The sequence below is a fragment of the Meiothermus sp. Pnk-1 genome (assembly GCF_003226535.1).
Lineage (GTDB): Bacteria > Deinococcota > Deinococci > Deinococcales > Thermaceae > Allomeiothermus.
This window is the reverse complement of sequence record NZ_QKOB01000002.1, coordinates 328,575-352,821: the sequence shown is the minus strand read 5'-3', so window position 1 is coordinate 352,821 and position 24,247 is coordinate 328,575. Positions and strand designations below refer to the sequence as shown.

General features: G+C 64.3%; 22 protein-coding genes. 15 read left to right on the top strand and 7 right to left on the bottom strand.

What is annotated here, in order from left to right:
- The first annotated feature begins 280 nt into the window (after positions 1-280).
- The gene (locus DNA98_RS04445) at positions 281-553 is read left to right on the top strand and encodes a stage V sporulation protein S (protein ID WP_110526980.1); all 273 of its coding nucleotides are present in this window, start codon (positions 281-283) and stop codon (positions 551-553) included.
- A 152-nt stretch (positions 554-705) separates the two neighbouring features.
- Complete coding sequence (locus DNA98_RS04440) at positions 706-1,389, top strand: zinc metallopeptidase (RefSeq protein WP_110526315.1); 684 nt, start codon at positions 706-708, stop codon at positions 1,387-1,389.
- Positions 1,390-1,428: 39 nt separating this feature from the next.
- On the opposite strand, the gene cysS is transcribed toward DNA98_RS04440, so the two are convergent.
- The 3 genes from cysS to DNA98_RS04425 form a co-directional block, all read right to left on the bottom strand.
- Positions 1,429-2,877 carry a cysteine--tRNA ligase gene (cysS, locus tag DNA98_RS04435; RefSeq protein WP_110526312.1) on the bottom strand — a complete coding sequence of 483 codons (1,449 nt, stop codon included), beginning with the start codon at positions 2,875-2,877 and terminating at the stop codon, positions 1,429-1,431.
- Between the two features lie 141 nt (positions 2,878-3,018).
- Positions 3,019-3,456: a type II toxin-antitoxin system RatA family toxin gene (locus DNA98_RS04430; RefSeq protein ID WP_110526309.1), complete on the bottom strand. Its 438-nt coding sequence runs from the start codon at positions 3,454-3,456 to the stop codon at positions 3,019-3,021.
- 289 nt (positions 3,457-3,745) lie between these two features.
- Entirely contained in the window at positions 3,746-4,195 is a 450-nt protein-coding gene (locus DNA98_RS04425) for a regulatory protein RecX (protein WP_110526306.1), read from the bottom strand.
- Between the two features lie 51 nt (positions 4,196-4,246).
- Between DNA98_RS04425 and DNA98_RS04420 the strand changes: the two genes are divergently transcribed.
- The 4 genes from DNA98_RS04420 to greA all read left to right on the top strand — a co-directional run bounded on the left by DNA98_RS04420 (position 4,247) and on the right by greA (position 6,812).
- Positions 4,247-4,939, top strand: coding sequence for a metallophosphoesterase (locus DNA98_RS04420; RefSeq protein ID WP_110526303.1), 693 nt, complete (start codon positions 4,247-4,249; stop codon positions 4,937-4,939).
- Between the two features lie 44 nt (positions 4,940-4,983).
- A complete protein-coding gene (locus DNA98_RS04415; protein WP_110526300.1) occupies positions 4,984-5,271 on the top strand; it encodes an Lrp/AsnC family transcriptional regulator in 288 nt (95 codons plus the stop codon).
- Between the two features lie 350 nt (positions 5,272-5,621).
- On the top strand, positions 5,622-6,206 hold the full coding sequence (locus tag DNA98_RS04410; RefSeq protein WP_110526297.1) for a CPBP family intramembrane glutamic endopeptidase: 585 nt from the start codon (positions 5,622-5,624) through the stop codon (positions 6,204-6,206).
- A 126-nt stretch (positions 6,207-6,332) separates the two neighbouring features.
- On the top strand, positions 6,333-6,812 hold the full coding sequence (greA, locus tag DNA98_RS04405) for a transcription elongation factor GreA (protein ID WP_110526295.1): 480 nt from the start codon (positions 6,333-6,335) through the stop codon (positions 6,810-6,812).
- 33 nt (positions 6,813-6,845) lie between these two features.
- On the opposite strand, the gene DNA98_RS04400 is transcribed toward greA, so the two are convergent.
- From DNA98_RS04400 to DNA98_RS04385, 4 genes are all read right to left on the bottom strand, one after another.
- Entirely contained in the window at positions 6,846-7,766 is a 921-nt protein-coding gene (locus DNA98_RS04400; RefSeq protein ID WP_110526292.1) for a cation diffusion facilitator family transporter, read from the bottom strand.
- Positions 7,767-7,820: 54 nt separating this feature from the next.
- On the bottom strand, positions 7,821-9,311 hold the full coding sequence (gene lysS / locus DNA98_RS04395; RefSeq protein WP_110526290.1) for a lysine--tRNA ligase: 1,491 nt from the start codon (positions 9,309-9,311) through the stop codon (positions 7,821-7,823).
- Between the two features lie 72 nt (positions 9,312-9,383).
- Positions 9,384-9,860: a GreA/GreB family elongation factor gene (locus tag DNA98_RS04390; protein WP_110526287.1), complete on the bottom strand. Its 477-nt coding sequence runs from the start codon at positions 9,858-9,860 to the stop codon at positions 9,384-9,386.
- A gap of 202 nt (positions 9,861-10,062) precedes the next feature.
- Complete coding sequence (locus tag DNA98_RS04385; RefSeq protein WP_110526284.1) at positions 10,063-10,449, bottom strand: hypothetical protein; 387 nt, start codon at positions 10,447-10,449, stop codon at positions 10,063-10,065.
- Between the two features lie 176 nt (positions 10,450-10,625).
- Here DNA98_RS04385 and DNA98_RS04380 point away from each other — a divergent pair, with 176 nt between their 5' ends.
- The 9 genes from DNA98_RS04380 (at position 10,626) to mnmE (ending at position 24,220) form a co-directional block, all read left to right on the top strand.
- Entirely contained in the window at positions 10,626-11,066 is a 441-nt protein-coding gene (locus DNA98_RS04380; RefSeq protein ID WP_233493080.1) for a MarR family winged helix-turn-helix transcriptional regulator, read from the top strand.
- Between the two features lie 116 nt (positions 11,067-11,182).
- The gene (locus DNA98_RS04375) at positions 11,183-12,403 is read left to right on the top strand and encodes a TolC family protein (protein ID WP_233493076.1); all 1,221 of its coding nucleotides are present in this window, start codon (positions 11,183-11,185) and stop codon (positions 12,401-12,403) included.
- Between the two features lie 53 nt (positions 12,404-12,456).
- A complete protein-coding gene (locus DNA98_RS04370) occupies positions 12,457-13,461 on the top strand; it encodes a TolC family protein (RefSeq protein ID WP_233493074.1) in 1,005 nt (334 codons plus the stop codon).
- Between the two features lie 2 nt (positions 13,462-13,463).
- Positions 13,464-14,693, top strand: a complete 1,230-nt coding sequence (locus DNA98_RS04365) for an efflux RND transporter periplasmic adaptor subunit (RefSeq protein WP_110526275.1) — start codon at positions 13,464-13,466, stop codon at positions 14,691-14,693.
- A gap of 21 nt (positions 14,694-14,714) precedes the next feature.
- Positions 14,715-18,227, top strand: a complete 3,513-nt coding sequence (locus DNA98_RS04360; protein WP_110526272.1) for an efflux RND transporter permease subunit — start codon at positions 14,715-14,717, stop codon at positions 18,225-18,227.
- Between the two features lie 337 nt (positions 18,228-18,564).
- Entirely contained in the window at positions 18,565-19,326 is a 762-nt protein-coding gene (locus DNA98_RS04355; protein ID WP_110526972.1) for an alpha/beta hydrolase, read from the top strand.
- A gap of 30 nt (positions 19,327-19,356) precedes the next feature.
- Positions 19,357-20,619, top strand: coding sequence for an MFS transporter (locus DNA98_RS04350; RefSeq protein ID WP_110526269.1), 1,263 nt, complete (start codon positions 19,357-19,359; stop codon positions 20,617-20,619).
- Positions 20,620-20,681: 62 nt separating this feature from the next.
- Positions 20,682-22,907 carry a DEAD/DEAH box helicase gene (locus tag DNA98_RS04345; protein WP_110526266.1) on the top strand — a complete coding sequence of 742 codons (2,226 nt, stop codon included), beginning with the start codon at positions 20,682-20,684 and terminating at the stop codon, positions 22,905-22,907.
- A gap of 2 nt (positions 22,908-22,909) precedes the next feature.
- Positions 22,910-24,220: a tRNA uridine-5-carboxymethylaminomethyl(34) synthesis GTPase MnmE gene (gene mnmE / locus DNA98_RS04340; RefSeq protein ID WP_110526263.1), complete on the top strand. Its 1,311-nt coding sequence runs from the start codon at positions 22,910-22,912 to the stop codon at positions 24,218-24,220.
- Positions 24,221-24,247 lie beyond the last annotated feature (27 nt).

Below are 24,247 nucleotides of genomic sequence, written 5' to 3'. Positions count from 1 at the left end.
CGGAATGGCCCGGCGGAGGATGGCCCACCGCGCTTAGCGTAATAACCGGTTAGCAAAGCGCCCCGGTAGATACAACCCCCCTGCCTTGGGGAAGATACCCACAACCGCCGATGAGAGTTTGCTAAATGTTAGGTTAAACAAGGCTCACCCATCGCGTTGCGCAAAGAGGAAAGCCCCCTTTCATTTATTAGGATTCCTTGCCAGGACGCTATTTTATTGACATTATAGCCCAGCTCACCCTAACATGACTCTCGGAGCGATCCTACGTGCGGAGGTCATGGTGGAAACGTTGCGCGTCTCTGGGAAGTCTCGCCCAAATTCTGTAGCCGGTGCTATTGCGGCCCTCCTTCGCTCCCAAGGGGAGGTGGAGGTGCAGGCCATCGGCCCGGCAGCAGTAAACCAGGCGGTCAAGGCCATCGCCATCGCACGGGGCTACATCGCCCCGGACAACCTGGACTTGTTGGTCAAACCGGCCTTTGTCAAGCTGGACCTCGAGCACGAAGAGCGTACGGCTTTGCGCTTCACCATCAAGAGCCAGCCTCTGGCGGGCTGATAACACGCTGCGCGGCCTGGCGGCCATATGCCGATGACCACCCTGGCGAGCGTGTGACCGTCTCTACGGTAGAGTGCCGATCTTCCAGTCGTAATCCAAACCTCAGCATCAGGGGTTTGGTTTTTGCTATGTTCATAGAGGGAGGTTAAGAAATGATCCTAGCTTGGCTGTTGATGGGGGTAGTTTTTGTAGCTACCCTGGTGATCCAGTTCTGGTTACAGTCTACCTACGCTCGCTATAGCCGCATCGCCAACTCCAGGGGTCTTACCGGAGCCCAGACCGCTAGGGCCATCCTAGACGCCAACGGACTGAGAGACGTACGGGTAGAGATGGTTCCCGGCGCCCTCACCGACCACTACGACCCCAGCCAAAAGGTGGTGCGGCTCTCCGAGCCTAACTACAACTCGCCCTCGGTGGCCGCGCTCGCCGTGGCCGCCCACGAGGTAGGACACGCCCTGCAAGACGCCAAAGGTTACGCAGCCCTGCGCGTTCGTGCGGCGATCTTACCCGCCGCGAATATCGGTAGCGCGCTGGGACCAATCCTGGTGCTGGTCGGCTTGGTCGTTGGTTCGTTGGGCCTGGCAGAGCTCGGGCTATGGCTTTTTGCGGCGGTGGCCCTTTTCCAATTGGTGACCCTACCGGTGGAGTTTGACGCCTCGAGCCGGGCCCTGCGCATCTTGCGCCAGGGCTTTCTAAGCAGCGGCCCCGAGATGGCGGGGGCTCAGCGGGTGCTCACCGCAGCGGCCCTCACCTATGTGGCCGCCCTGGCCAGCACCCTCTCGACTATCTTCTACTACCTCACCATCCTCCAAGGGGCGCGCTCGCGGGAAGAGTAAGCTGAGTTGGCGCAGGTAGGGGGGCTATCCCCCTACTTTTTATTGCACCTTCCACTTAGGCCCCTCTCGGGTGTCCTCCACCACCACCCCTAGCTCTGCCAGGCGCTGGCGGATTTGGTCAGAAAGAGCGAAGTTCTTCTCCTGTCTGGCCTGCTCGCGCAGCTCGAGCAAAAGCCGCACAAGCCCATCCAGCAGGCTTCCGCCCAGGTTGACTTCCAGCACGCGAGGAGGGAATAACCCCAACACCCCCTCCCCCAGTTCAGCGAAAACTTTCTCGGTGCGCTCGAGGCTCTCCTTTCCCGCTTTCTCGGCCAGCGCCTTGTTGAGCACGGGAAGAAAGACGAAAAAAGCGGCGAGGGCCTGGGGGGTGTTCAGGTCGTCGTCCAGCGCCTTGCTGAAATCGGCCTCGAGCCTATCCAGGGCCTGTTCGAGAGCAGCATCCCTCCCAGGCTTTGCCGAGGGCAGCCGGAGCTGGCGGCGTACCTCGCGGTAGGCGCTTAGCAAACGCATATACCCGCCCAAGGCAGCCTCGAGCCCCGCGTCGGTAAAGTCTAGGACGCTACGGTAATGGCTTTGTAGCAGGTAAAAGCGCACCACCATCGGCTCGTTTTGGCTGAGCAGGTCATGCAGGAGCACCAGATTCCCTGTACTCTTGGCCATCTTCTCGCCGTTCAAAAGGACGTGGTTGTGGTGCATCCAGTAGCGCGCGAACACATACCCGGCAGCCTCGGCCTGGGCAATCTCGCACTCGTGGTGGGGGAACTGGAGGTCAATCCCTCCACCATGAATGTCAAAGCCCTCCCCCAGATATTTGAGGCTCATCGCGCTGCACTCGATGTGCCAGCCGGGGAAGCCCTCTCCCCAAGGGCTGTTCCAGCGCATGATGTGCTCCGGATCGGCGGCCTTCCACAGGGCGAAGTCGCGGGGATCTTCCTTCTCCTCGCGCACCGCCACCCGAGCCCCGGCCTCTTGCTCCTCGAAGTTGCGCCCCGAGAGCTTGCCGTAGCCAGGCCAGCTGCTCACGCGGAAATAGACCGAGCCGTTTTTCTCGTAGGCGTGGCCCTTCTCGATGAGGGCCTGGGTGAGTTCGATCTGCTCGGGGATGTGCCCAGCGGCGCGGGGCGAGATGCTCGGGCGCAACACGTTGAGTTCATCCATCGCGTCAAAGTAGGCCCACGCATACTTCTCGGCCACCTCCATGGGCTCGAGGCGCTCGAGCTTGGCCCGCCTCAGGATCTTGTCTTCTCCCTCGTCGGCGTCGTCGGTGAGGTGGCCCACATCGGTGATGTTGCGCACGTAGCGCACCTTGAGCCCCTGGTGAAGGAGCCACCGGCGCAGCACGTCGAAGACCACCGGCCCGCGGGCGTGGCCCAGGTGGGGGTCGCCGTAGACGGTCGGCCCGCATACGTAGATACCGACATAGCCAGGGGTGGCCGGGACAAACGGCTCCTTCTGGCGGGTCAGGGTGTTATACAGCTGAAGCGGCATGGGAATCTCCGGATCTTTTGCGGTCGAAAGCCTAGGGTCAAACGATATGAAAAACGCCGGGCCGGAGGCACAAAGGCCCGCCACGACCCCGGCGGAAAGTTCAGCCTAACATCGCTGGGCACGCCACATAAACCGATTGTATCACGCGGCGAGCGAGCGGTCTTTGAGGCCCTGCAGCAGCCCGTCACAGTTTTCCTTCATAAGCTTCAGCACCAGCTTTTGCAAAAGTCCGCCAAAGATGGGGATATTAAGCTCGTACTCGAGTTCCAGCACCACCCGCGTACCCTCCCCCTCCGGTAGAAAGGTCCAGCTTCCTTGGTACACGTCAAAATCCCCCTCGGGGCTATGAAAGCGGTTACGCAGCTCGGCATCAAACCATTCTTCTTCCTCGATCCAACGCACCTTCTTGCCCATGGCTACCGCCACCCACTCCGATTTGGAGTGAGCCCCCGCGTCCTCGAGCACCCGCAGGCTCTCCACATCCTTCAGGTAGGGTTTGAGCCCGACCAAATCCTTGGCATAAGCGTACACTTGGGCCGGCGGTTTAGGAATGAAGATCTCTGCACGAACGTGCGGCATAGGTTATAGCTTAACGCAAGACGCGACTTAGGTCATACGTCGTACGTTGTACGTCTTACGCCAAACGCGGGGTGCTCCCTCCCCTAGCAGGGGAGGGCTAGGGTGGGGTTGGTATACGTCCTACGTCGTACGTCATACGCAATACGCAAAACGCCAGACGCTAAACGCTGAGGACGATCCCCTATCGGGACGGGCTACGCCCGTACACCCGAGGGACCGATCCCCTTCGTATGACGTATGACGTTCGACGTACGACGTCTGAGTCAGCACAAATCAAGTTACCAGACCTCTAGCGTTCGGGGTTCGGCGTTTGGCTATACCTCTCCCAAGCCGCCAAAGCCGCCGAAAGCGGGAATCCCCGGTTGAGCAAGAAGCGGATGGCCTTGGCCTTTTCACCCTTATAGCGGCTGGGGTAACGCTCGAGCAACCGGAGGGCCTCGGCTACCGGATCGGCTTCGGACTCGAGGTCAGCCAGCACCCCCCGGATCACCTCTACGGAAACTCCTCTGGACCGCAACGCCTGGCGCAATTTGTTCATCCCCCAGCGACCTTGGTTGAGCCGGAGGTAGCTCTCGGCGTATCTGCGGTCGTCCAGGTAACCGAGTTCCTTGACCCGGCGAACCGCCGCCTCCACCTCTTCGGGCGAACCCCGACGGGCGAGCTTGCGCCGCAGCCCCGCTTCGGTATAGTCCTTCGCCGCCAGCAGCCGCAGGGCCTGGTGTAACAGCTCGTCCCCCATCCCCCCAGTTTAGCTCGAGCCCGGCACCGCGGTCTCGGCTAGACTGGTTGCGTGCGCGTCTTTGCCATCGCTGACCCTCACCTCTCGCGAGCCTCCCCAAAGCCCATGAACATTTTCGGAGGCAACTGGGAGGGGCACCCCGAGGCGTTCTTTAGCCGCTGGTGCGAGGTGGTACGGCCCGAGGATCTGGTGGTCATCGCCGGAGACATCTCCTGGGCGATGCGGCTCGAGGACGCCTTGCTCGATCTAAGGGATATCGCCGAGTTGCCCGGGGCCAAAGTGCTGCTGCGCGGCAACCACGACTACTGGTGGAGCTCTATCGGACGGGTGCGCTCGGCCCTTCCCCCCGGTATGTACGCCTTGCAAAACGACTCGTTGGTGATCGGAGAGGTGGCCATCGCCGGGACTCGGGGTTGGGATGTCCCAGGAAGCCGCGAGCTCAGCCCAGAGGACGAGAAGATCTACCGGCGCGAAGCGGAGCGGCTGCGCCTTTCCCTCGAGAGCCTAAAAGGCAAATCCTACCGACATTTGGTGCTGGCCCTGCACTATCCCCCCTTCGGCCCCGGCGGAGAGAAAAGCGCCTTCACCGACATGATCGAGCAATACCGCCCTGACGCAGTGCTCTACGGGCACCTCCACGGCGCCGACGGGCGACGGCTACCCCAAGACTGGAAGGGCATCCCACTGCACTTCGTCGCGGCGGATTATCTACAGTTCAAACCCAAACTTATCTTTGCGGTGTAGTAAAGCGCCCGGATATAGCCTGCACCTCGCCTTATCATGGGGGTATGATTACCGCTTTTGTGATGATCCAAGCCCGCCGAGAGCTCATCCCGGAGACCGGAGAGGCCATCGCCGAGTTGCCCGGTGTAGCCGAGGTCTACTCGGTCACCGGAGAGTGGGACCTGATCGCCCTACTGCGCCTTACGGATTTCGAGCAGCTCGACGACGTGGTTACGATGGGTCTACGAAAGATGCCCGGGGTGGAGCGTACCCAGACCTTTTTGGCCTTCCGTGCCTACCCCAAAAAGTTGCTCGAGCAAGGCTTCGGATTAGGCTCGGAAAGCATCGAGTAAGGACGTAGGCGTTTTTTGGGGCAGTGGGCTTTACTCTCGTCGTACGCGAAACGCAACTTGCGTCGTACGTCGTACGCCATACGCAAAACGCCAGACGCTAAACGCGGGGGTTTTTTGACGCTTCTTTCGCCGAGCGAAGTGAGACGCTTGTTTCGGCGTAAGCCGTGGGGTGGCGTCTCGGGACAGCCTATGGCTGTACACCTAGGGGACGATCCCCTTCGTACGACGTATGACGTTCAACGTAGGACGCACTCCTGGCATCCGCGCGCCCGGGCACCGCTGTGCGGCGAAACGTGTAAATGTCTCCCAACTCCCAAGCCCGGCGCTTCGATGCGGAATAATAAATCCCTGTGTTCGCCCGCGTGATTCGCATACTCTTCGCCATCCAAGGCGGGCTTTTCGCCCTTGGTCTACTGTGGATGGACCTGGCCGGTTACCCCTTCGTGCGCTCCCTTGACGCCTTGCGAGATACCCTGGTGTTTTTTTTCCTGTTTGGAGGGCTGTGGGGGCTCGAGCTCGCTTTCTCCCGCCTTTTCCCCAATTCCTTCCGCCACGCCGAGGCTTTGCATCGCCAACTGGGGACCGTCTTGCAGCAAGGCGGGTTGACCCACCCTGTGGCGCTGGGCTTGGCGGTGGCCTCGGGGCTGGGTGAGGAGTGCTTTTTTCGTGGAGCGTTGCAAAGTTTTCTGCTACAGCGGCTGGGCCCTTTAGGGGTCCTGGCCCAAGCCGTGATCTTTGCCGCATTTCATCCGGTCCCTGACCGCAAGGCCTGGGCTTATCCGCTGTATACCCTCTTCGCTGGACTGCTGTTTGGGTTCAGCTATCTTCTGAGCGGAAGCCTGATCCCGGGCATTTTAGCCCACTATCTGCACAACGCCCGGGGGTTTTACGAACTCCTCGAGGCCAAACCTGCCAGTAGCGGCAGGGCAGGATAAGTCTTCTCCTCTAACCGCCAAGAGCAGGGTATAATTACGGGTGCTGGCCTTTAGGCTGGTGTTTGTTTTTGCGCTGGCAGGGATAGGCTCCCCAAAGGGGATCTCGCCCGGTAAGGAGAAGCAGGGATGTCGCAGAATAAACCGGTCTACCTGACCGCTGAAGGCTTGAAGCGTTTGCAGGATGAGTTGACCACCCTCAAGACGGTCAAGCGCCAAGAGATTGCCGCTGCTTTCGAACAGGCTATCGAGGAGGGCGATCTGCGCGAGAACGCTGGTTACGACGAGGCTCGGCGGGCACAGTGGGACAACGACCGGCGAATCAGCGAACTCGAGAGCATCTTGGCCCGGGCCGTGGTGGTAGAGGCCGGCAACGGTACCCCGCTAGAGGTGGGCTTAGGGGTGAGCGTGGAGCTCGAGACCGACTCAGGCCAACGCATGAGTCTGACCATCGTGGGAAGCCACGAGGCAGATGTGTTCAACGGCAAGATCTCCAACGAATCCCCCATGGGCCAACGCCTGATGGGCAAGAAGGTAGGGGACCGGGTGGAGTACCCCAGCCCCAAGGGCGTACAGAGCTACACCATCGTAGAGTTGACGTACAAATAAGCGTCTCCGCTGCGCCCCAAGGCGTTCGCTCGTTCACCTCGAGCGAACCACAAACCCGCTGTGTTTGGCCTTCCACTCCGGCTCCACGTGGATGGTCACTTGTACCCCGGGGACCCGTTCGCGCAAGCCTTCCTCGAGCCGGTCGCAGATGCGGTGGGCCTCCTCCACGGTGAGCGAGCCCGGCACCACCAGGTGAAACTCCACAAAGGTGCGCGGCCCTGCGCGCCGGCTCCTGAGATCGTGCACCTCGAGCACTTTGCCATCTGCTTGCCAATCCTTGAGGTGGCCGCGAATCACCTCCTGTAGCCGGCCCATCTGGGCCTCCGGCAGGGCTTCGTCCATCAGCCCACCCACCGAATCCCGCACCAGTCGCCACCCGATCCAAAGAATGTTAACCGCTACCGCCATCGCCAGGAGGGGATCCAACACCCACCAACCGGTGAGCCAGGCCAGACCCACCCCCGCTAGCACCCCTAGCGAGGTGAGCACATCGGCGAAAAGGTGCTGGCCGTCCGCTACCAGCGCCGGAGAGCGGTGGGCTCGGCCGCTACGGATCAAGAACCAAGCCAGCAAACCATTAAGGGCGGAGGCCCCTACCGAGAGCGACAGCCCCAGGCCGACGCTCTGGGGTGGGGTTGGGGCGAACAACCTGTGCCAGGCCTCGATCACGATAGCCAGGGCCGCCAGGGCGATCAGGATACCCTCGAGCACCGCGGAAAAGTATTCCGCCTTGGTGTGGCCGTAGGGATGATTGGCGTCAGGGGGGCGCTTAGAGACCCCCACCGCGATGAGGGCGGCTCCCGCCGCCACGATGTTTACGATGGACTCGAGGGCGTCAGAGTATAACGCCACCGAGCCGGTAAGCTTGAAGGCCAACCACTTCAGCCCAAAAACCCCCACGCCCGCTCCAAGGCTAAGCCGGGCGGCGACCAGGGGGGTCACGATAGCCCCCATTGCTGTGCCCCACCCATACCAGCCTCTCTCCAGTAGTAAAGCAACCTCACCCCTTCAGTCTATGCCTTCGCCTGGCCTGCGCGGTCGGAGAAGGGGAAACAGGATCACGTCACGTATGCTGTGCTGGTCGGTGAGGAGCATGGTCAGACGATCGATGCCTAGGCCCATCCCGGCGGCGGGGGGCATCCCGTACTCCAGGGCCAGCAGGAAGTCTTCATCCTGCTCGGGTTCTTCCTCGTCTCCTGCCTCACGGCGGGCGCTTTGTTCCTCGAAACGGGCGCGCTGGTCGAGGGCGTCGTTGAGTTCGGAGTAGATTGGGGCGATCTCAAAACCCGCCACATACAAATCGGCCCGCTCGGTGAGGTTGGCCTTGGCGGGGTCGCGGTGGCGCTTGACCAGGGGGCTGATGGCCAGCGGAACGTCCATCACATAGGTGGGCTGGATCAGGGTAGGCTCTACATACTCGCCAAAGAGCTTATCCAAGAGCTTATAGCTGGGTACGCTCCGCATCTCGGGGTGCTTGCTATCGGCGAATTGGCGCAGCCGCTCTAGGTCGGTAGGATCGAAGTCCAGCCCGGCCTTCTCCTTGAGCGAGCTCACGAAGTCGATGCGGCGAAAAGGTTTGGCGAAGTCGATCTGGTGCTCACCGTAGCGGATCTCGGTACGGCCATGGATACTCTGCACCAGCCCCGAGAGCATGTCCTCGACCAGGGCCATCATGTCGGTGTAGTCGGCGTAGGCCCAGTAGGCCTCGAGCATGGTGAACTCGGGGTTGTGCTTGGGCGAGATGCCCTCGTTGCGGTAGTTGCGTCCGATCTCGAAAACCTTTTCAAAGCCACCCACCAACAGCCGCTTGAGGTGCAGCTCGAGGGCGATGCGGAGGTAAAACTCGTGGTTCAGGGCGTTGTGGTAGGTCTTGAACGGCCTGGCTTCGGTGCCTCCGGCCACTACTTGCAAGGTGGGTCCTTCCACCTCCAAGAAACCGCGGTCGGTGAGGTAATCGCGGATGTAGCGGGTGATGCGGGAGCGAACACGAAACACCTCCCGCACCTCGGGATTTTGGATTAGATCCAGATAGCGCTGGCGGTAGCGGGTCTCGAGCTCCCGGACCCCGTGCCACTTGTCGGGCAAGGGGTGGAGCGCTTTGACCAAGGGCAGCCAGCGCCGCACCTTAACGGTGACCTCGCCGGTCTTGGTAACGAAGACCGTCCCCTCCACCCCCACGATGTCCCCGATATCGAGCTTTTTCAACAGGTCGTAATGCTCGGTGAGATCGCGGGCCAGATAGATCTGGATACGCCCGGATTCGTCTTGGAGGTGGGCGAAGCTGGCTTTACCCATGTGGCGAAAGGTCATCAGGCGGCCCGCCACCCGCACCTGCTCTTCGGGAAACTCCTGCCCCGGTTGAGGCTCGGGGTGTGCCGACAGGATCTCTGCGGCGCTATGGGTCTTGTCATAGCGGTATGGGAAGGGCTCAAAACCAGCTTCTACCAAGGCTTTGAGGTTCGCCAGTCGCTGCCGGGTCTGTTCACTGTGCTCGAGCATATGTCTCCCAAGAATAAACGCCAAACGCTCTGGAAGTCTTCGGGCGTTCGGCGTTTAGCCTTCGACGTTTGGCTAGTTCCTGACCGAGATCACCTCGAACTCGCGGTGTCCTTTGGGGCTTTCCAGGTGCACCGTCTCCCCCAATTTCCGGCCCAGGAGGGCTTTACCCATGGGCGACTCGTCGGAGATCTTCATCGGGTGCTCCAACACGCTGGCTTCGGCGGGGGAAACTACCTGGACCTCCATCTGCTCCCCCTTGCCCTCCCGGGCCTTGAGGGTGACGATGGCCCCTAGCGTCACCACCCCTTTTTCCTGGGCCCCTTCGATCACCACCGCCCGCGAGAGGGTGTCCTCGAGGGAATCAATCCGGGCTTCGATACGGGCTTTCTCCCGTTTGGCATCCTCCAACCCCGAGTCGTCGTAGTCGTCGGAGGACTCCATCAGCTCCTGTAGGATGCGGGTTGCGTCTTGTAAGCGAGCGCGCTCTTGCTCGAGTTCCCGCTTGAGCCGCTCGTACCCGTCGCGGGTTAGCCTGACTTCACGTGCCATCGTCCCTCCAACTAAGAAGCCCCATCCGCTGGGGCCTGATACGGCTTCTGTCGCTGTGTTAGCGAAAGACAGTCCAAACCAACAAAGCAATCCTAAGGCAGTATAGTACATCTTCAGGCTAAGAATTCCTAGTGCACCGATAACTTGGGGGGCATCGGGCTTTACTGACGTCGTAGGCCAAACAGCCACGCGTCAAGCCTGCTCAGTCCGCCGATTCACCGCGTGAGGAAATTCCCGCCCGCAACAGGATCTCACGCAGCCGCCCGGGTCTGGCTCGCTCGCGGCAAGCGTCGGTATCGGCGCAGAGGGCCAGGTAGCGAAAGTGCCGCCCTCCCTGGCCCACCGGATGCCGCACGAACTGGGCCGCCGAGCGAGAGAGTTGGCACAGACAAGCCTCGCAAAGCACTGGCGCCAGCGATGCGGTATCCTCGAGCGGCTCCAAGACCAGGTGGAAGGGCTCTTCGGAGATGTGTACCCGCCCCTCCACGTCTCGGTAGTAGAGCACCTCCCCAAGCGGCAAGAGTTCTGGAGAGGTTCCGGGAAACAGCTCGAGGATCAACTCCCGTTCATCAAAGCTTTGCTTCCCCATAGTTGACCCAGGATAACACTGTCTTGACCCCGGCGTGGTAACCCAAAGCGTTGCCTGCGACGCTGCGTTACCCCGGCCAAAGGGCGGGCGTGGGTTGAGGGTTGGAGGTCTTTCTCGTGAAGAATGTAGCGAGCCGTCCAGTCCAAACCTGTTAGTCACCCTAATATTTCATGCGTATGAAGTATCTCAGCGACGCTGCCTTGGACGCCCTGGAACGGCTCACCCTGCGGCTGGTGTGGCAGTTCCGGATTGACCAGCAGCGGGCGTTTGAGCCCTTAGGCATTTCGCCAATGCAGGCCTTCGCCTTGATGTCGGTGCGGGAGGGAATCGAGCAGCCCTCGAGCCTGGCCTTCGTGCTGGACGTTTCGCCCTCGGGGGTCTCTCAGCTGTTGGCCGGGCTGGAGGAACGGGGCTGGGTACGCCGCGAGCTGGACAGCAAAGACCGAAGGCAGGTACGCATACTGCTCACCGAGGAAGGCCGGGCTTTCCTCGAGCGGCTGCGCAAGAGCTGGCGGGAAGTCTGGCGGGAGCGGTATTCCCGCCTCAGTTCAAAGGAGATCGAGATGCTGTGCAAGAGCTATCGGAAATTGTTGGAACCCCAGGCGGTGAAGGAGTGAGGGCGATCAGGGCATTCGCGCCATACGTCGTACGTCCTAGGTCTTGCGTCGAAAAGCAACGAGCCTATAGGGTACGACGTACGCCTTCCTTTGTCCTGGCTTTCGGCATCCAGCTTTTGGCCTGCGGCCTGGGGCAGAGCTTCTACGCCCCGCTGCAAAACCATCCCTCGCTCGTCCAGGCCCGGCTGGCGCTCGAGGCTGCCCAAGCCCAGCTGCGGGCGCAGCAGAGTCCGGTGAGCCTGCAAGCCCAAGGAGGTAACGCCTGGCTCCATTTTAAAGACCCCATCCCCGACACCCAGGCGGTAAGCGCCTCGGTGGGGCTGGCCTTCACCCCTTTTCCTTTCGGCGATACCGCCGACGCCATCGCCCAGGCCCGGCTGGGGGTCGAGCAGGCCGCCTTGGGGCTGCGCCAAACCCAGGCCAGCCTCGAGGCCCAGGCCCTGGAGGCGGCCTACCGGGTGCGGCTGGCCCAGGTGGGGCTGGAAGTCGCCCAAAGCGGAGCCCGGTTGGCTCAAGCCAGCTTGGAGGCGGTGCGGCTGCGCGCCCAGCGCGAGGCCGCCAGCCCCGCCGAAGTGCGCCAGGCCCAGGCCCAGCTGCGCCAGGCCCAACTCCAGGTGGAAGACGCGGAGCGCAACCTCGAGCTAGCCCAGCGCAACCTCAGCGACTTGCTGGGAACGGCAGCCCTGGGGGCGCTGCCCGAGCCCCCTCCTCCCCTAGCCGTCACCCCCCCTAGCGTCCGTCAGGCCGAGCTGCAAGTGGCGCAGGCCCAGCTCAACTACGCCCGCGCCGAGCGAGGCATCTGGCCGGTGGCCCAGGCCAGCTACACCTACAACACCTCGCCCCGCGACAGCTTCAGCCTGAGCCTCAACAGCCGCACCCTGCAACCCCAAGTCGGCTACAGCTATCAAAACCCCCCTACGACCACCACCGGGCAGGTAAAGCCGGAAAGCCAGTTCCAGATCGGGCTTTCGGTGAACCTCAGCCCGGCCATCTTCGACGCTCTGGAGGCTGGACGCAAGCAGATCGAAGCGGCCCAGGCCGCCCTGGAGGCGGCCAAGCGCGCCGCCGCTTTGCAAGAAGCTTCGCTACGATCGGCCTTACAGGGGGCTGAGGCCCAGGTAGGGCTGGCGCAAACCGCCCTGCAAGATGCCGAGCGCACCCTGGCCGAAGCCCGCGAACGCGAACGGCTGGGGCTCGCCAGCCCCCTGGCCACCCTCCAGGCCGAACTGGGGCTGGCCCAAGCCCGGCTTGCGCTCGAGCAAGCCAGCCTCAACCGGCTCTCCCGCCTTCTCGACCTCTACCGCTTTTATGCCCTGCCCCTTAGCGAGGTGAAGTGATGCATACTCGACGCCCAACGGCCCAGATCGAACACCGGCAGCCAACGCCAGCCGTGCGGTTCGCGCCCCGTCAGCTCGTGCTGGTTTTCTGCTTCCCCCTGCTGGCCGCCGGCCTGGCGCAGCAGACCCAGCCCCTCACCCTCCAAGCCGCCCTGGCTAAGGCCGCCGAGCAAGCCCCGGTGCAAAGCGCCCAAGCTGAACTCGCCGACGCCCAGGCCAATCTTCAACGCACCCTGGCCGACCCCCTGCTGACCCGCCCAGCGCGGCTCCAGGCCGAGCAGCGCCTGGCGCTGGCTCAGGCCAGCCTGAACCGGGCCAAAGCCCAAGCCGAAAGCGGCATTGTGCAGGCCTATACCCAGGTCCTCGAGGCCCTCCAACAGGTAGCGCTCGCCAAGAAGTCCACCGAGCTGGCCCAGCGTAACCTCGAAGTAGCCCAGATCCGTCAGAAAAACGGTTCCGGCACCGCGCTCGAGAGCAAAAACGCCCAAGCCCGCCTGGAGGACGCCCAGCGCAACCAAGCCTTCGCCGAGCAGGGGCTGGCCAACGCCCGCAGCAACCTGCGCAGCTTGGTAGGGGAGTTCGCGGAGCTGGCCCCGCTTCCCCCAGCCCCAGCCCTGCCCGAGCGGAGCCTGCTACAGAGCCTGCTCGAGCAAACCCCGGACCTGGTGCAGGCCCAGCAACGGCTCGAGCTGGCCAAGCTACAGCTCGAGCTGCTCGACCCCAGCTACGCCGCCCAAGCCGAGATCGAAGCCGCCAAAGCCCGCGCCGAGCAGGCTGAGGCCGCCCTGCGCGAGATCCGCCGGGGGCTAAGCTTGCAGTATGAGAACCTGTATACCCAGGCCCAAAACGCCTTTCGGGCCCTGGGAATCCAGCAATCCCTGCTGCAAAACGCCCGGGAGCAGCTGGCCGCCGATAAGCGCCGGCTCGACTCGGGGTTGATCTCCCCGCTGGCCTATGCCCAGTCCGAGCTGGCCGCCCTGCAAGCGGAGCTGGCGGCCCTGCAAGCCCAGGGGAGTTACTTGCGCGCCCTGTACGGGTTGTATGCTGGGGGGCGCTAGCCATGCAAAGCAGCAAACGCAAACGGCTAAAGGCGCTGGTTCTGCTCGCGGTGGCCGCTGTGTTGCTGGCGGGGTGTAACAACCGTCGGGGAAACGCCGAGTCCACCCCGGCGAGCGCCGAAAGCGCTCCCCGGGTCACCAAAGTGCGGGTGATAGTGGCCAAGGAAGGCGTCCTTAGGGCCAGCCGGACCGTGGGGGCCACCCTGGCTCCGGCGCGAGAGAGCAACGTGGCCTCGAGCGCCAGCGGCAAGGTGCTGGCGGTGCTGGTCGAGGCGGGCAGCCGGGTCGCGGCGGGCCAGATCGTGCTGCGCCTCGACGACGCGACCGCCCGCACCGCGGTACAAAACGCCGAGCTGGGGCTGGAACAGGCCAAGATCAACCTCGAGCGGGCGCAGCGTTCCAACCAGGGCAGCCTGGCTTCGCTGCAAGCCGCCCTCGAGGCGGCGGAGGCCAACCTGCGGGTGGCCCAGCGCCGCTATAGCGAAGGCCAGGAGCTCTTCCGGGCGGGGGCCATAGCCCAGGTCGACCTCACCAGCCTGGAGGCCGCGCTGGGCCAGGCCAAGTCCAATGCCGATAACGCCCGCGAGGCGCTCGAGCGGGCCCAGCGGGCCAACCGTGAAGATTTGGCTTTGTTGCGGGTGCAGGTCCAGCAGGCCGAAGCCCAACTGGCCCAGGCCCGGCGCGCTTTAGCCGACACCGAGGTCAGGGCCCCTTTCGCCGGGGTGGTAGCCGAGGTGTACGTCAACCCCGGGGAGTTCGTGGCGGCGGGCTCGCGGGTGTTCCGGCTGGCCGATGTCCGCCGGCTCGAGGCCAAGTTCCGCCTCCCTCCCTCGGAAGCGGCCAAGCTGGCCTTGGGAAGCGGGTTGAACCTCGACTACGGCGGTCAGACCTATTACGCCCGCCTCAGCCGCACCAGCCAAGTCCCCGGCACCGACCGCCTGGTGGAAGCGGTAGCTACCCTCCAAGCCCCCCTGCCGCCCGGGGCCAGCGCCAGCGTGCGCTATACCCTCGAGCTGGCCAAAGGGGTGGTCGTGCCCAGCGGGGCTTTGCTGCCGGGAGAAAAGCCAGCGGTGATGCTGGCAGAAGGCGGTCGAGCCAAGGCAGTGGAGGTTCAGATCCTCGGCGATAACGGCAATCAGGTGGCGCTGCGCGGTCTAGAGGCGGGCCGCCAGGTGGTCTTCCCCATCCCCGCTAGCCTGCGCGAGGGGGATGCGCTCGAGGTGGTCCGATGAACGGGGATAGGAGGTCAAGCCGTGCGTGAAAGCCCCATCGTCAAGTTCTTCGTCGAGCGCTTCGTCTTCTCTACCGCGGCGTTTTTGGCGCTGGTGCTGTTTGGGTTGCTGGCGGCCAGAAGCTTGGGGGTAGACCTGCTGCCTAAGTTCGAGTTTCCCGTGGTCGCTATCAGCACCACCTACCCGGGCGCGGGTCCGGAAGAGGTGGAAAGCCAGATCTCCAAGCCTATCGAAGAAGCCCTCTCGACCCTCTCGGGCATTGACCAGATCGCCTCGGAATCCAGCGAGGGGTTCTCCTTGGTGATCGCCCAGTTCAAGTACGGCACCTCCGTAAACCAAGCCGCCACCGACGTTTCCCAGCGGATCGCGGCGGTGCGCGGGCAGCTCCCCCGCGACGCGGAGGCCCCGGTGGTGCAGAAGTTCGACCCGGCTTCACAGCCCATCCTGAGCGTGGCGGTTTCGGCGGAGGGGCGCGACCTCAGAAGCGTGGCGGATTGGGTAGAGAACCAACTCAAGCCCCGCTTGCAACTGGTAAACGGGGTGGCCGATCTCCAGGTGGAGGGCAACCCCAAACGCCAGATCCAAGTGCTGGTGGACCCCTGGAAACTCGCCGACTACGGCCTCTCGGCTAACCAGGTGGTGGCCGCGCTACAGGCCTCGGCCCTAGCAGTTCCAGCAGGAAGCCAAGAACAAAGCGGGCAGCGCTTGCTCTACAGCCTGCGCAACCAGCCCCAGAGCGCCGTGGACGTAGCCCAGATCCTGGTGGATCCGGGGCGCGGGCTCAAAGTCTCCGATGTCGCCAGCGTGCGCGATAGCCAGGCTGAAGCCACTCGCTATACCCGGCTCTCCGGGCAGCCCATCGTACTCCTGAACGTCCGCAAAACCCCCGACGCCAACGCGGTGGCGGTGGCCCAAGGGATCAAGAAAACCCTCGCCAATACCAGCCTGCCTCCGGGCTACCGGGTAAGCGTCACCAACGACACCACCACCTTCATCGAAGCCACCGTCAACGACACCTGGAAAGAGGTTTTTTTGGTGGTCGCAGTGGTCTCGTTCATCGTGCTGATCTTTTTAGGCAAGCTCAACTCGGTGTTCTCGGTGGTGCTGGCCATCCCCATTACCCTGGCCGGGGCTTTGCTGATCTTTGGGCTGTTGGGCTTCACCTTCAACATCATCAGCCTGCTCGCCATCATCGTAGCGGTGGGCATCGTGGTGGACGACTCCATTGTGGTGGCGGAAAACATCGACCGCTACCGCCACCAGAACTATAGCCTCCCCGATGCGGTAATGAAGGCCACCCAGGGATTCCTGTCCCGCGAAGACGCCGCCGTCCTGACCGAGCACATCGCCCGCTACCAGGGCCAGGGGTATTCGCTGCACGAGGCGGTGAGCAAAGGGAGCGGCGATCTGCTCTCCGCTGACGACGTAAGAACCGTTACCGAAGGCATTGAGGCCTACCTCAGCCAACCCTATAGCCTCAAGGACGCGGTGCTCAAAGGCAGCACCGAGGTGCTCTCGGCGGTATCGGCGGCCACCCTCTCGCTGTTGGCGGTTTTCCTGCCCATCAGCTTCCTACCGGGCGTGGTGGGGCAGTTTTTCCGCGAGTTCGGGTTGGTGCTGGCGGCGGCGATCTTCTTCAGCTGGCTCGAGGCCCTCTTCTTCCTCACGGTTCGCCTGGCTTACCTGCCCGACCCCATCCCGCCCTCGTGGTCACAGGTAGGAAAGCGGGCGCGGGAGTTTGGGAAAGACCTCGCCTGGGCGATCCGAGCGGAGGTTTACCGCGACCCCCGCTACCCGCCTTCGGCCAAGCTGCTCAACGCCGTCTTGACCCCCCTGCGGTTGCTGCTGGCCCCTTTGCGCTGGCTGGGGGCTTTGGTGGGCAGCGTCTTAGGGGCCATCGCCCTCAGCCTTCACCGCGCCTCCGAGGGGGGCTTTGACCGGCTACGCAACGGCTACTCTCGGAGTCTAGCCTGGCTTTTGCCGCGCAGCCCGCTGGTGCTCGCGGCGGGGATCCTCTTCTTCCTTTCGATAGCTGTAGTGGCCCCGCAGATTCCCTTCAACTTTACGCCCAAATCGGATGGCGGCATCATCAACATCCAGCTCAAGCTGCCCAAAGGCACCGCGCTCTCGGAGACCGATCGGCTTACCCGCCGCCTCGAGGATTACTTGCTGGCCCAGCCTTACGTCAAGGAGGTGCTGACCGAGGTGGGGGCCTCCAGCATCGGCATCGGCACCGGCAACCCCGAGCGCTCCGACCTGACCGTGAACCTGGTGGAGAGGCATCGGCGCGAGAACATCTACGCCATCGTGCCCAAGCTCGAGGCCGCGTTGCAGGGCCTGCTGGCCAAGCACCCCGAGGCCGAACTCAAGGTCAAAGCGTTAGAGGGAGGGCCCGCCGGCGATGACTTCCAGTTTACCCTCTCGGCTCCCACCCAGGCCTTGTTGGAGGAGCGCAACGACCGGGCGCTGGAGATCCTCAAGGGCATCCCCGCCCTCACCAACATCAGCAGCTCGCTGTCCGAGAAGACCGCCGAGCGGGTGCTGGTCCCCAACCAAGCCGCCTTGGTGGGCACCGGCCTGACCCCCAGCGACCTGGCGCAGACCCTGAGGATCTACAACGCCGGCGTAGAGGCGGGTAAGCTGCGCGCCGGGGGCGAGGAAACTCCCATCGTGGTCAGGGCCGACCCAGCCCTGATCCCTGACCAAAGCGCGCTCCAATCGCTGCCGGTGTTCTCTCAGGCCCTGCGACAATCCCTCCCGCTTTCGCTCTTGAGCCGCTTCGAGAGCCGCCAGAGCCCCGCCACCCTGGCCCGCAACAACCAAGCTTTCTCCGCCGGGATCACCGCCAACCTGGCCCCCGGGGCCAGCGGCGGGGTGCTCCAGTACAGCCAGCAGATCCAGCGCGAGCTCGAGCGCCAAGGGGTGCTCAAAGACGGGGTACGGCTCGAGAGCACCGGTGGCACCGCCTTCGCCGGGGACCTCTTCGGGGCTTTGCCCATCGCTTTTGGGCTCTCGGTGCTGCTCAACTACCTGGTGATCGCTAGCCAGTTCAACACCTTCCGCTACCCGCTGTACCTGCTCGTGCCGATCCCGCTGGCTTTGGTGGGCGCTTTCTGGGCTCTATTCATCTTTCGCAGCGGCCTGGACGTGGTGAGCGTGCTGGGGCTGGTGCTCTTGAACGGGCTGGTCACCAAAAACGCCATCCTGCTGCTCGACTTTGCGGTGCGCCGAGCCCAGGAGAAGCCCCTCTTCGACGCCCTGGTGGAGGCCGCCCGGCTACGGCTGCGCCCCATCCTGATGACCACCCTGACCGTGCTCATCATCTCCATCCCACTGATCCTGTCCAGCGGGGAGGGCTCGGAGTTCCGCAAGCCCTTGGGCATCATCATCCTGGGGGGGGTGACGACCTCGACTTTCCTGACGTTGTTCGTGGTCCCGGCGGCATTTTACCTATTCGAGCGGCGGCGCTACGCGAAGCTGCGCCAGGAGCGCTGGCCCGCCCCGGCCCCGGCCGGCGCTATGGGAAGCGAATGAAAGCGACTCAGCCACCTGCAAGCCCATCGACCAGAGGAAGCTGCGCCTCACCCTCCGCTGCGCGCTGCGGGCGGGCGAGCTCGAGATCCAAGCCCGCGTTGCCCGCGGCGCTCGTAAGTTTTCGGACCTGCTCCCACAGACCTGGGGCTTTGTCTTCTACGCGGGTGCCCTTTTGTAAACCACCCCACCCCGCGCCACGGCGCGGCGCATGGCCGGTTTACAGCGGCCCGGCCACGAACGGCGATGTTTACAATTGCGAAGCAGTCCGCAGGCCCAGAGCACCCACAGGTTACACACTCGAGGGTGGCTTGCGCGGGGGTCTCCGGGGGTGGGCTTGATGAGCCAGCCTCAGCGCGTTCCTGTGGTCGGCAAGCGTTTCTGGCTGTTCTTCTTTGGCGGGATGTTCTTCCTGGCCGGTGCGGTGGCCCTATACGTATGGCTCGCCCTGCGCCCCCTCCCGGCTGCCCCCGAAGCGGCCCAGGCCCTGCAATCGGACGCCCGGGTGAGGGTGCAGAAGACCGGCTACGGATACGACTTCATCCCCTCTGGCACCCCCAAAGGGGGCTTGGCTTTTTATCCTGGCGGGCGGGTCGAGTACACCGCTTACGCCCCCTTGATGCGCCAGATCGCCGAGTCCGGCTACCGGGTCGCTTTGATGTGGGTTCCCTTTGGCCTCGCCGTCACCGCCGAGAACAAGGCCCAAGAGCCGATCGCCGCGCACCCCGAGCTGGCCTGGGCGGTGGGTGGGCACAGCGTGGGCGGGGTCGCCGCCTCCACCTTTGCCGGGGAGGATTCCCGCGCCCGGGCGCTGGTGCTGTTCGCCGCATACCCGCGGATGGACCTAAGCGCCAGCACTATCCCAACCTTAGCCCTCTTCGGCTCAAACGACGGGGTGCTGCCGCCGGAAGAAGCTCGGCAGCGCGCTCGACTCTTACCCAAAGGAGCCGAAGTGCGCTTTCTGGAGGGCTTCAACCACTCTTCCTATGGAGCCTACGGCCCTCAGCCAGGCGACCAAGCCGCGACGGTGGGGAAGCTCGAGGGCTGGCGGATCATCGCGAGAGCGGTGGTGGCTTTTCTCGATCAGCACTTGAAGCCCTAACCTCACCCCACCGAGGGATATACTCTCGGCATGGCCACTCAGACCCCGGATTCCACGCCCCAGGCCATCCTCATCCCCCCCTTGATCCGGCGCAACACCTGGCTGCTCGCGCTCACCCAGGCCGTGGTGGGGGCGGGAATGCAGCTGCTCCCCGCGCTGGGGGCGATCACCGTAGTGCAGCTTCTGGGCAACAACACCTGGGCCGGAATCGCCACCGCCTTGGCCGGGCTGGCCCGCATGCTCACGGCCTATCCGGTAGGCCGCCTGAGCGATGCCCGCGGGCGCAAGGCCGGGCTCTACCTGGGGCTCGTGGGCGCCATGGGAGGGGCAGGGCTCACGGGGTGGGCCGTGGCGGCCTCGAGCTTCTGGCTTTTCGTAGCGGGCATCCTGGTGTTCGGGGCCGGGGTAGGCGCGACCCAGCAGCTTCGGGTGGCCGCCGCCGACATGTACCCACCAGCTCGGCGCAGCGAAGGGATCAGCCTGGTCTTGATGGGCTCGCTAGTGGGGGCGGGGCTCTCCCCCATCCTGGTCTGGCTCGCCCAGCGCTTGGGGCCGGAGGTCGGCCAAAGCCCGCTGAGCCTGGCTTGGTTGTTGGTTCCGCCCTTCATCCTGCCCGCGCTGCTGCTGCTCTCTCGTCTGCGCCCCGACCCCAAGCAGATCGCGCGACACCTGCATCTGTACTATCCCACCCTCCCAGCGGCTTCGGTCGTTGGGAAGGGTAAAGCGAGCTCGAGGCCCGCCCTCAACGCCGCCACCTGGACCGGGGTCGCCGCCCAAGGGCAGATGGTGATGCTGATGGCGATGACCTCGCTGGCCTTGCGCCACCAAGGCTGTTCGTTCGAGTTGATCTCGCTCTCGGTAGCGGTCCACGTGATGGGGATGTTCGGCCTCTCCTGGTTCGTGGGCAAGCTGGCCGACACCCACGGGCGCAAACCGGTGATGCTCGGCGGCCTGGTGTTGTCGGGGCTGGGCGCGGTGCTGGTGGCGACGAGCGCCGAATACGCGGTCATCACCCTGGGAACCTTCCTCGTCGGGCTGGGCTGGTCGGGGGCTTACGTGGGGGCCACCACTGTCGTCAGCGACGTCACCGCGCCGGACGAACGGGGCCAGGCGGTGGGGAGGCTCGATCTGTGGTCGAATGGGGCCGGGGCCATCCTCCCCATCCTGGCCGGTTTTTTGGTGGAAGGCGTAGGGATCTGGGCCATCGGGCTGGCGGGCGTGACCATTCTGCTCTACCCGCTTTGGCTGACGCTTCGGCTGGTCGAGGATCAACCGGGCGTCTACTCATCCTGAGAGCGCGGGGGCAAAGTTCGCTGGTCTCCACTTCGGCCTTTCCAAGCCTCTATGATGGGGCCGTGCTGCCCCCGGAGATCTCGCCTCACCCCAGCTATGCCGACTGGCTCCGGAGCCTCGAGGGCTACGCGGGCCAGCTCCGCTTCGCGCGAACTTTGCCCGCCAAACCCCCGCAAAAAAGCGCTTACCGGGGAGAGTTCGCGGAGGTTCTGAAGAGGCTAGGTTTTTCTCCCTACGCACACCAGGTCGAGGCCTTCGCGGATATCCAGTCCGGCCGAAACCTGGTCGCGGCGACCTCCACCGCCTCGGGCAAGAGCCTGATCTTCCAGGTACCGGTGCTCAAGGCTGCGCTCGAGGGTAAAAGCGCGATCCTCCTCTACCCCACCAAGGCCCTGGCCCACGACCAGCTCGCGCGGTTACAGCAGATGGCGGCGAAGCTCGAGCTGGAGGGTACCATCTTCCCCTACGATGGCGATACGCCGGACAAGCAACGGCGGCTAGCCCGGGAAAAAGGCCGGGTCATCCTCACCAACCCCGACATGCTGCACTTCGGGTTACTCCCCTTGCACCCCGAGTGGGCCGGGTTTTTAGGGCAGCTCAGGTATTTGGTCATCGACGAGCTCCACGCCTACCGAGGCGTCTTCGGCACCCACGTGGCGTTGATCCTGCGGCGGCTGTTGCGCCTTGCGCGGCACTATGGCGCGAGCCCCCAGATCATCGCGGCCTCCGCGACCATCGCCAACCCCGCCGAACACGGGGAAAATCTCACCGGGGAAGGCTTTGCCCAGGTCTCGGCGGCGCTGGCTAAGGCCGAACGCGAGTTTGTGGTTTGGGTGCCCAAAGCCCTGGACAAAAAGGGCCAGGTGCGGCGAAGCGCGAACCTGGAGGCGGCTTTGCTGGCCCGATACGCGGCAGAAGCGGGTCTACGGGCCTTGGTCTTCGCCAACTCCCGCCGCACCGCCGAACTGGTGGCCCGCTATGCGGGAGTTCCCGAGGTGCGCCCCTACCGGGCCGGGTATACAGCCGCCGAGCGAAGGCGGCTTGAAGCCTCTCTCAGAGCGGGCGAGACCAAGGTGTTGGTGAGCACCAGCGCCCTCGAGCTGGGTGTGGATATCGGGGAGTTGGATATGGTGGTGCTCTTGGGCTATCCCGGCTCGCTCTCGGCCTTCTGGCAGCGCGCCGGGCGAGCCGGGCGGGGGAACCGGCGGGCTTTGGTGGTCTGGATTCCCCGCGAAGACCCCCTCGACGAGTACTACCTCGAGCGTCCCGAACTGCTCTTGGCCGGCTCAGCGGAGTCCGCCGTGGCCGATCCGGAAAACCCCGTGCTCTACCCGCTGCACCTGCACTGCGCAGCCAGGGAACTCCCGATCCACCCCACCGAGGCCATCTACCACCCGCTCTTATCCGCCGGGCTGGTGCAAAAGGGCGAGCGGCTCTATAGCCCCAAGCGAAGCCCCCACCGCGAACTCACCCTGCGCGGCATGGGCTACACCTTCACCCTCAAAGACGCCCAGGGCCGCGTCCTGGGCACCCTCGACGAGCGCCAAGCCTACTGGGAAGCCCATCCCGGTGCAGTTTACCTGCACGCCGGCGAGAGCTACCTGGTGCGTAACCTGGACCTCGAGCGGCGCGAGATCGTGCTGCTGCCGGGGCTGGAGGAGTACTACACCCAGCCCCGGGCCGAAACCAACTTGGATGCCCTGGAGGGCTACGAGGTGCTGCCCGGGGTCTGGGTGGGCAAGGTGAACCTGCGCGAGCGGGTGACGGGGTACGTCAAAAAGCGCTTCGTAAGCGAGACCGTGCTGGAGGAAGTGGCGCTGGTAATGCCCGAGCTGAGCTTTCAGACGGAGGCCGTCTGGTTTCACCCCAACGGGGAGGCCCCAGGTTTAGCGGAGGTGCTGCTCCCTGGCGCAATCCACGCGCTCGAGCACGCCATGATCGGCCTGCTCCCGCTGTTCGTGCTGGCCGAGCGGGCCGACGTGGGCGGGGTCAGCTACCCCTTCTACCCCAGGCCGCTGCCGTCGGAGGGGGGTGCGACGATCTTCATCTACGACGGCTATCCAGGCGGAGTAGGCTACGCTAAGGCCGCGGCCCGGCAGTTCCCCCGCTGGATTCAGGCCACCCGGGATTTGCTCCGTAGCTGCCCCTGCGAGGGTGAGCGGGGTTGCCCGCGCTGCACCATGAGCCCCAAGTGCGGCAACGGCAACCAACCGCTCGACAAGAAATCCGCTTTGGCCCTAGCCGAAGCCCTGACCAACCGCTATGCCCGGGCAGCGAAGCCAAATTGACCATGCCTCTACCTTCTTTGCACGACCCCATCGCCGCCATCGCCACCCCACCCGGTAAGGGTGCGGTGGGCATCATCCGCCTTAGCGGTCTGAACGCCCTCGAGGTCGCCGCCAGGGTCTGGCGCGGCAAAGACCCCCGGAGGCTCGAGGGGGGGCGGTTTACCCATGGCACAATCGTCGACGCCCGTGGGGAGGTGCTCGACGAAGCGCTCATGCTGGTCTTCCGCGCCCCCCACTCCTATACCGGCCAAGACGCGGTGGAGTTTCAAATCCACGGCTCGCCCGCGGTGCTGCGGCAGGTGCTCCAGGCCCTGCTCGAGGCCGGGGCCCGCCTCGCCCAACCGGGAGAGTTCACCCTACGGGCGTACCTGAACGGGCGGATGGACCTGGCTCAGGCCGAGGCGGTGCTGGCTTTGGTCGAGTCGGAGTCGGAGGCCGCCCGGCGGCAGGCCCTGCGCGGGCTAGCGCGGAGCCTCTCCCGGCAGATCGAGGCTATGGCCGAGCGGCTGTACGACCTGCTGGCTCACATCCAGGCCTGGCTCGACTACCCCGAGGAAGGGGTGGAGCCCGCGGAGATCCAAACTGCCGTCTCGGAGGTGTTGGCCGAGATCGAGCGCCTGCTGGCCACCGCCCCCGCCGGACGGATCGCACACAAGGGAGCGCGCCTGGCCCTGGTCGGGGCTCCCAACGCGGGAAAGTCGAGCCTGCTGAACGCCCTGCTGGGCTACGAGCGGGCCATCGTCACGCCGATCCCCGGCACCACGCGGGATTACCTGGAAGCCCCACTCGAGATCGCCGGGGTTCCCATCACCGCCGTGGATACCGCCGGGGTGCGCCAGACCGAGGACCCCGTAGAGCGCTCCGGGGTGGAGCGGGCTTTGAAGATCGCCCAGGAGGCCGACCTGGTGCTTTACCTGGTCGATGCCGCAGCGCCCCTACCCACCCCGCCCGACCTGCCCTGGGAGCGGGTCATCAAGGTGGCGACCAAGGCCGACCTCCCACCCGCGTGGGAGGACGCGGAGTTCATCCGGGTCTCGAGCCAAACTGGCTTTGGCCTCGAGGCCCTGCGAAAAGCCATCCACGACAAGCTGATCGGGCAAGCCCCCGAGGGCGAGATCTGGATCAGCAACGAACGCCATACCCAGGCGCTCTACGAAGCCCGGCAACACCTGCTCGAAGCCCTCAGCGCCCCCCAAGACCTGGCCGGCTTATCGGTGCAGGCGGCCTTGGACGCGCTCAACCAGATCCTGGGCAAGGACGTGAGCGAGGAGGTGATCGCACGGGTGTTTCGCAACTTCTGTGTAGGAAAATGAGGGAAGAATCCTTGACGCGCCCGTCGT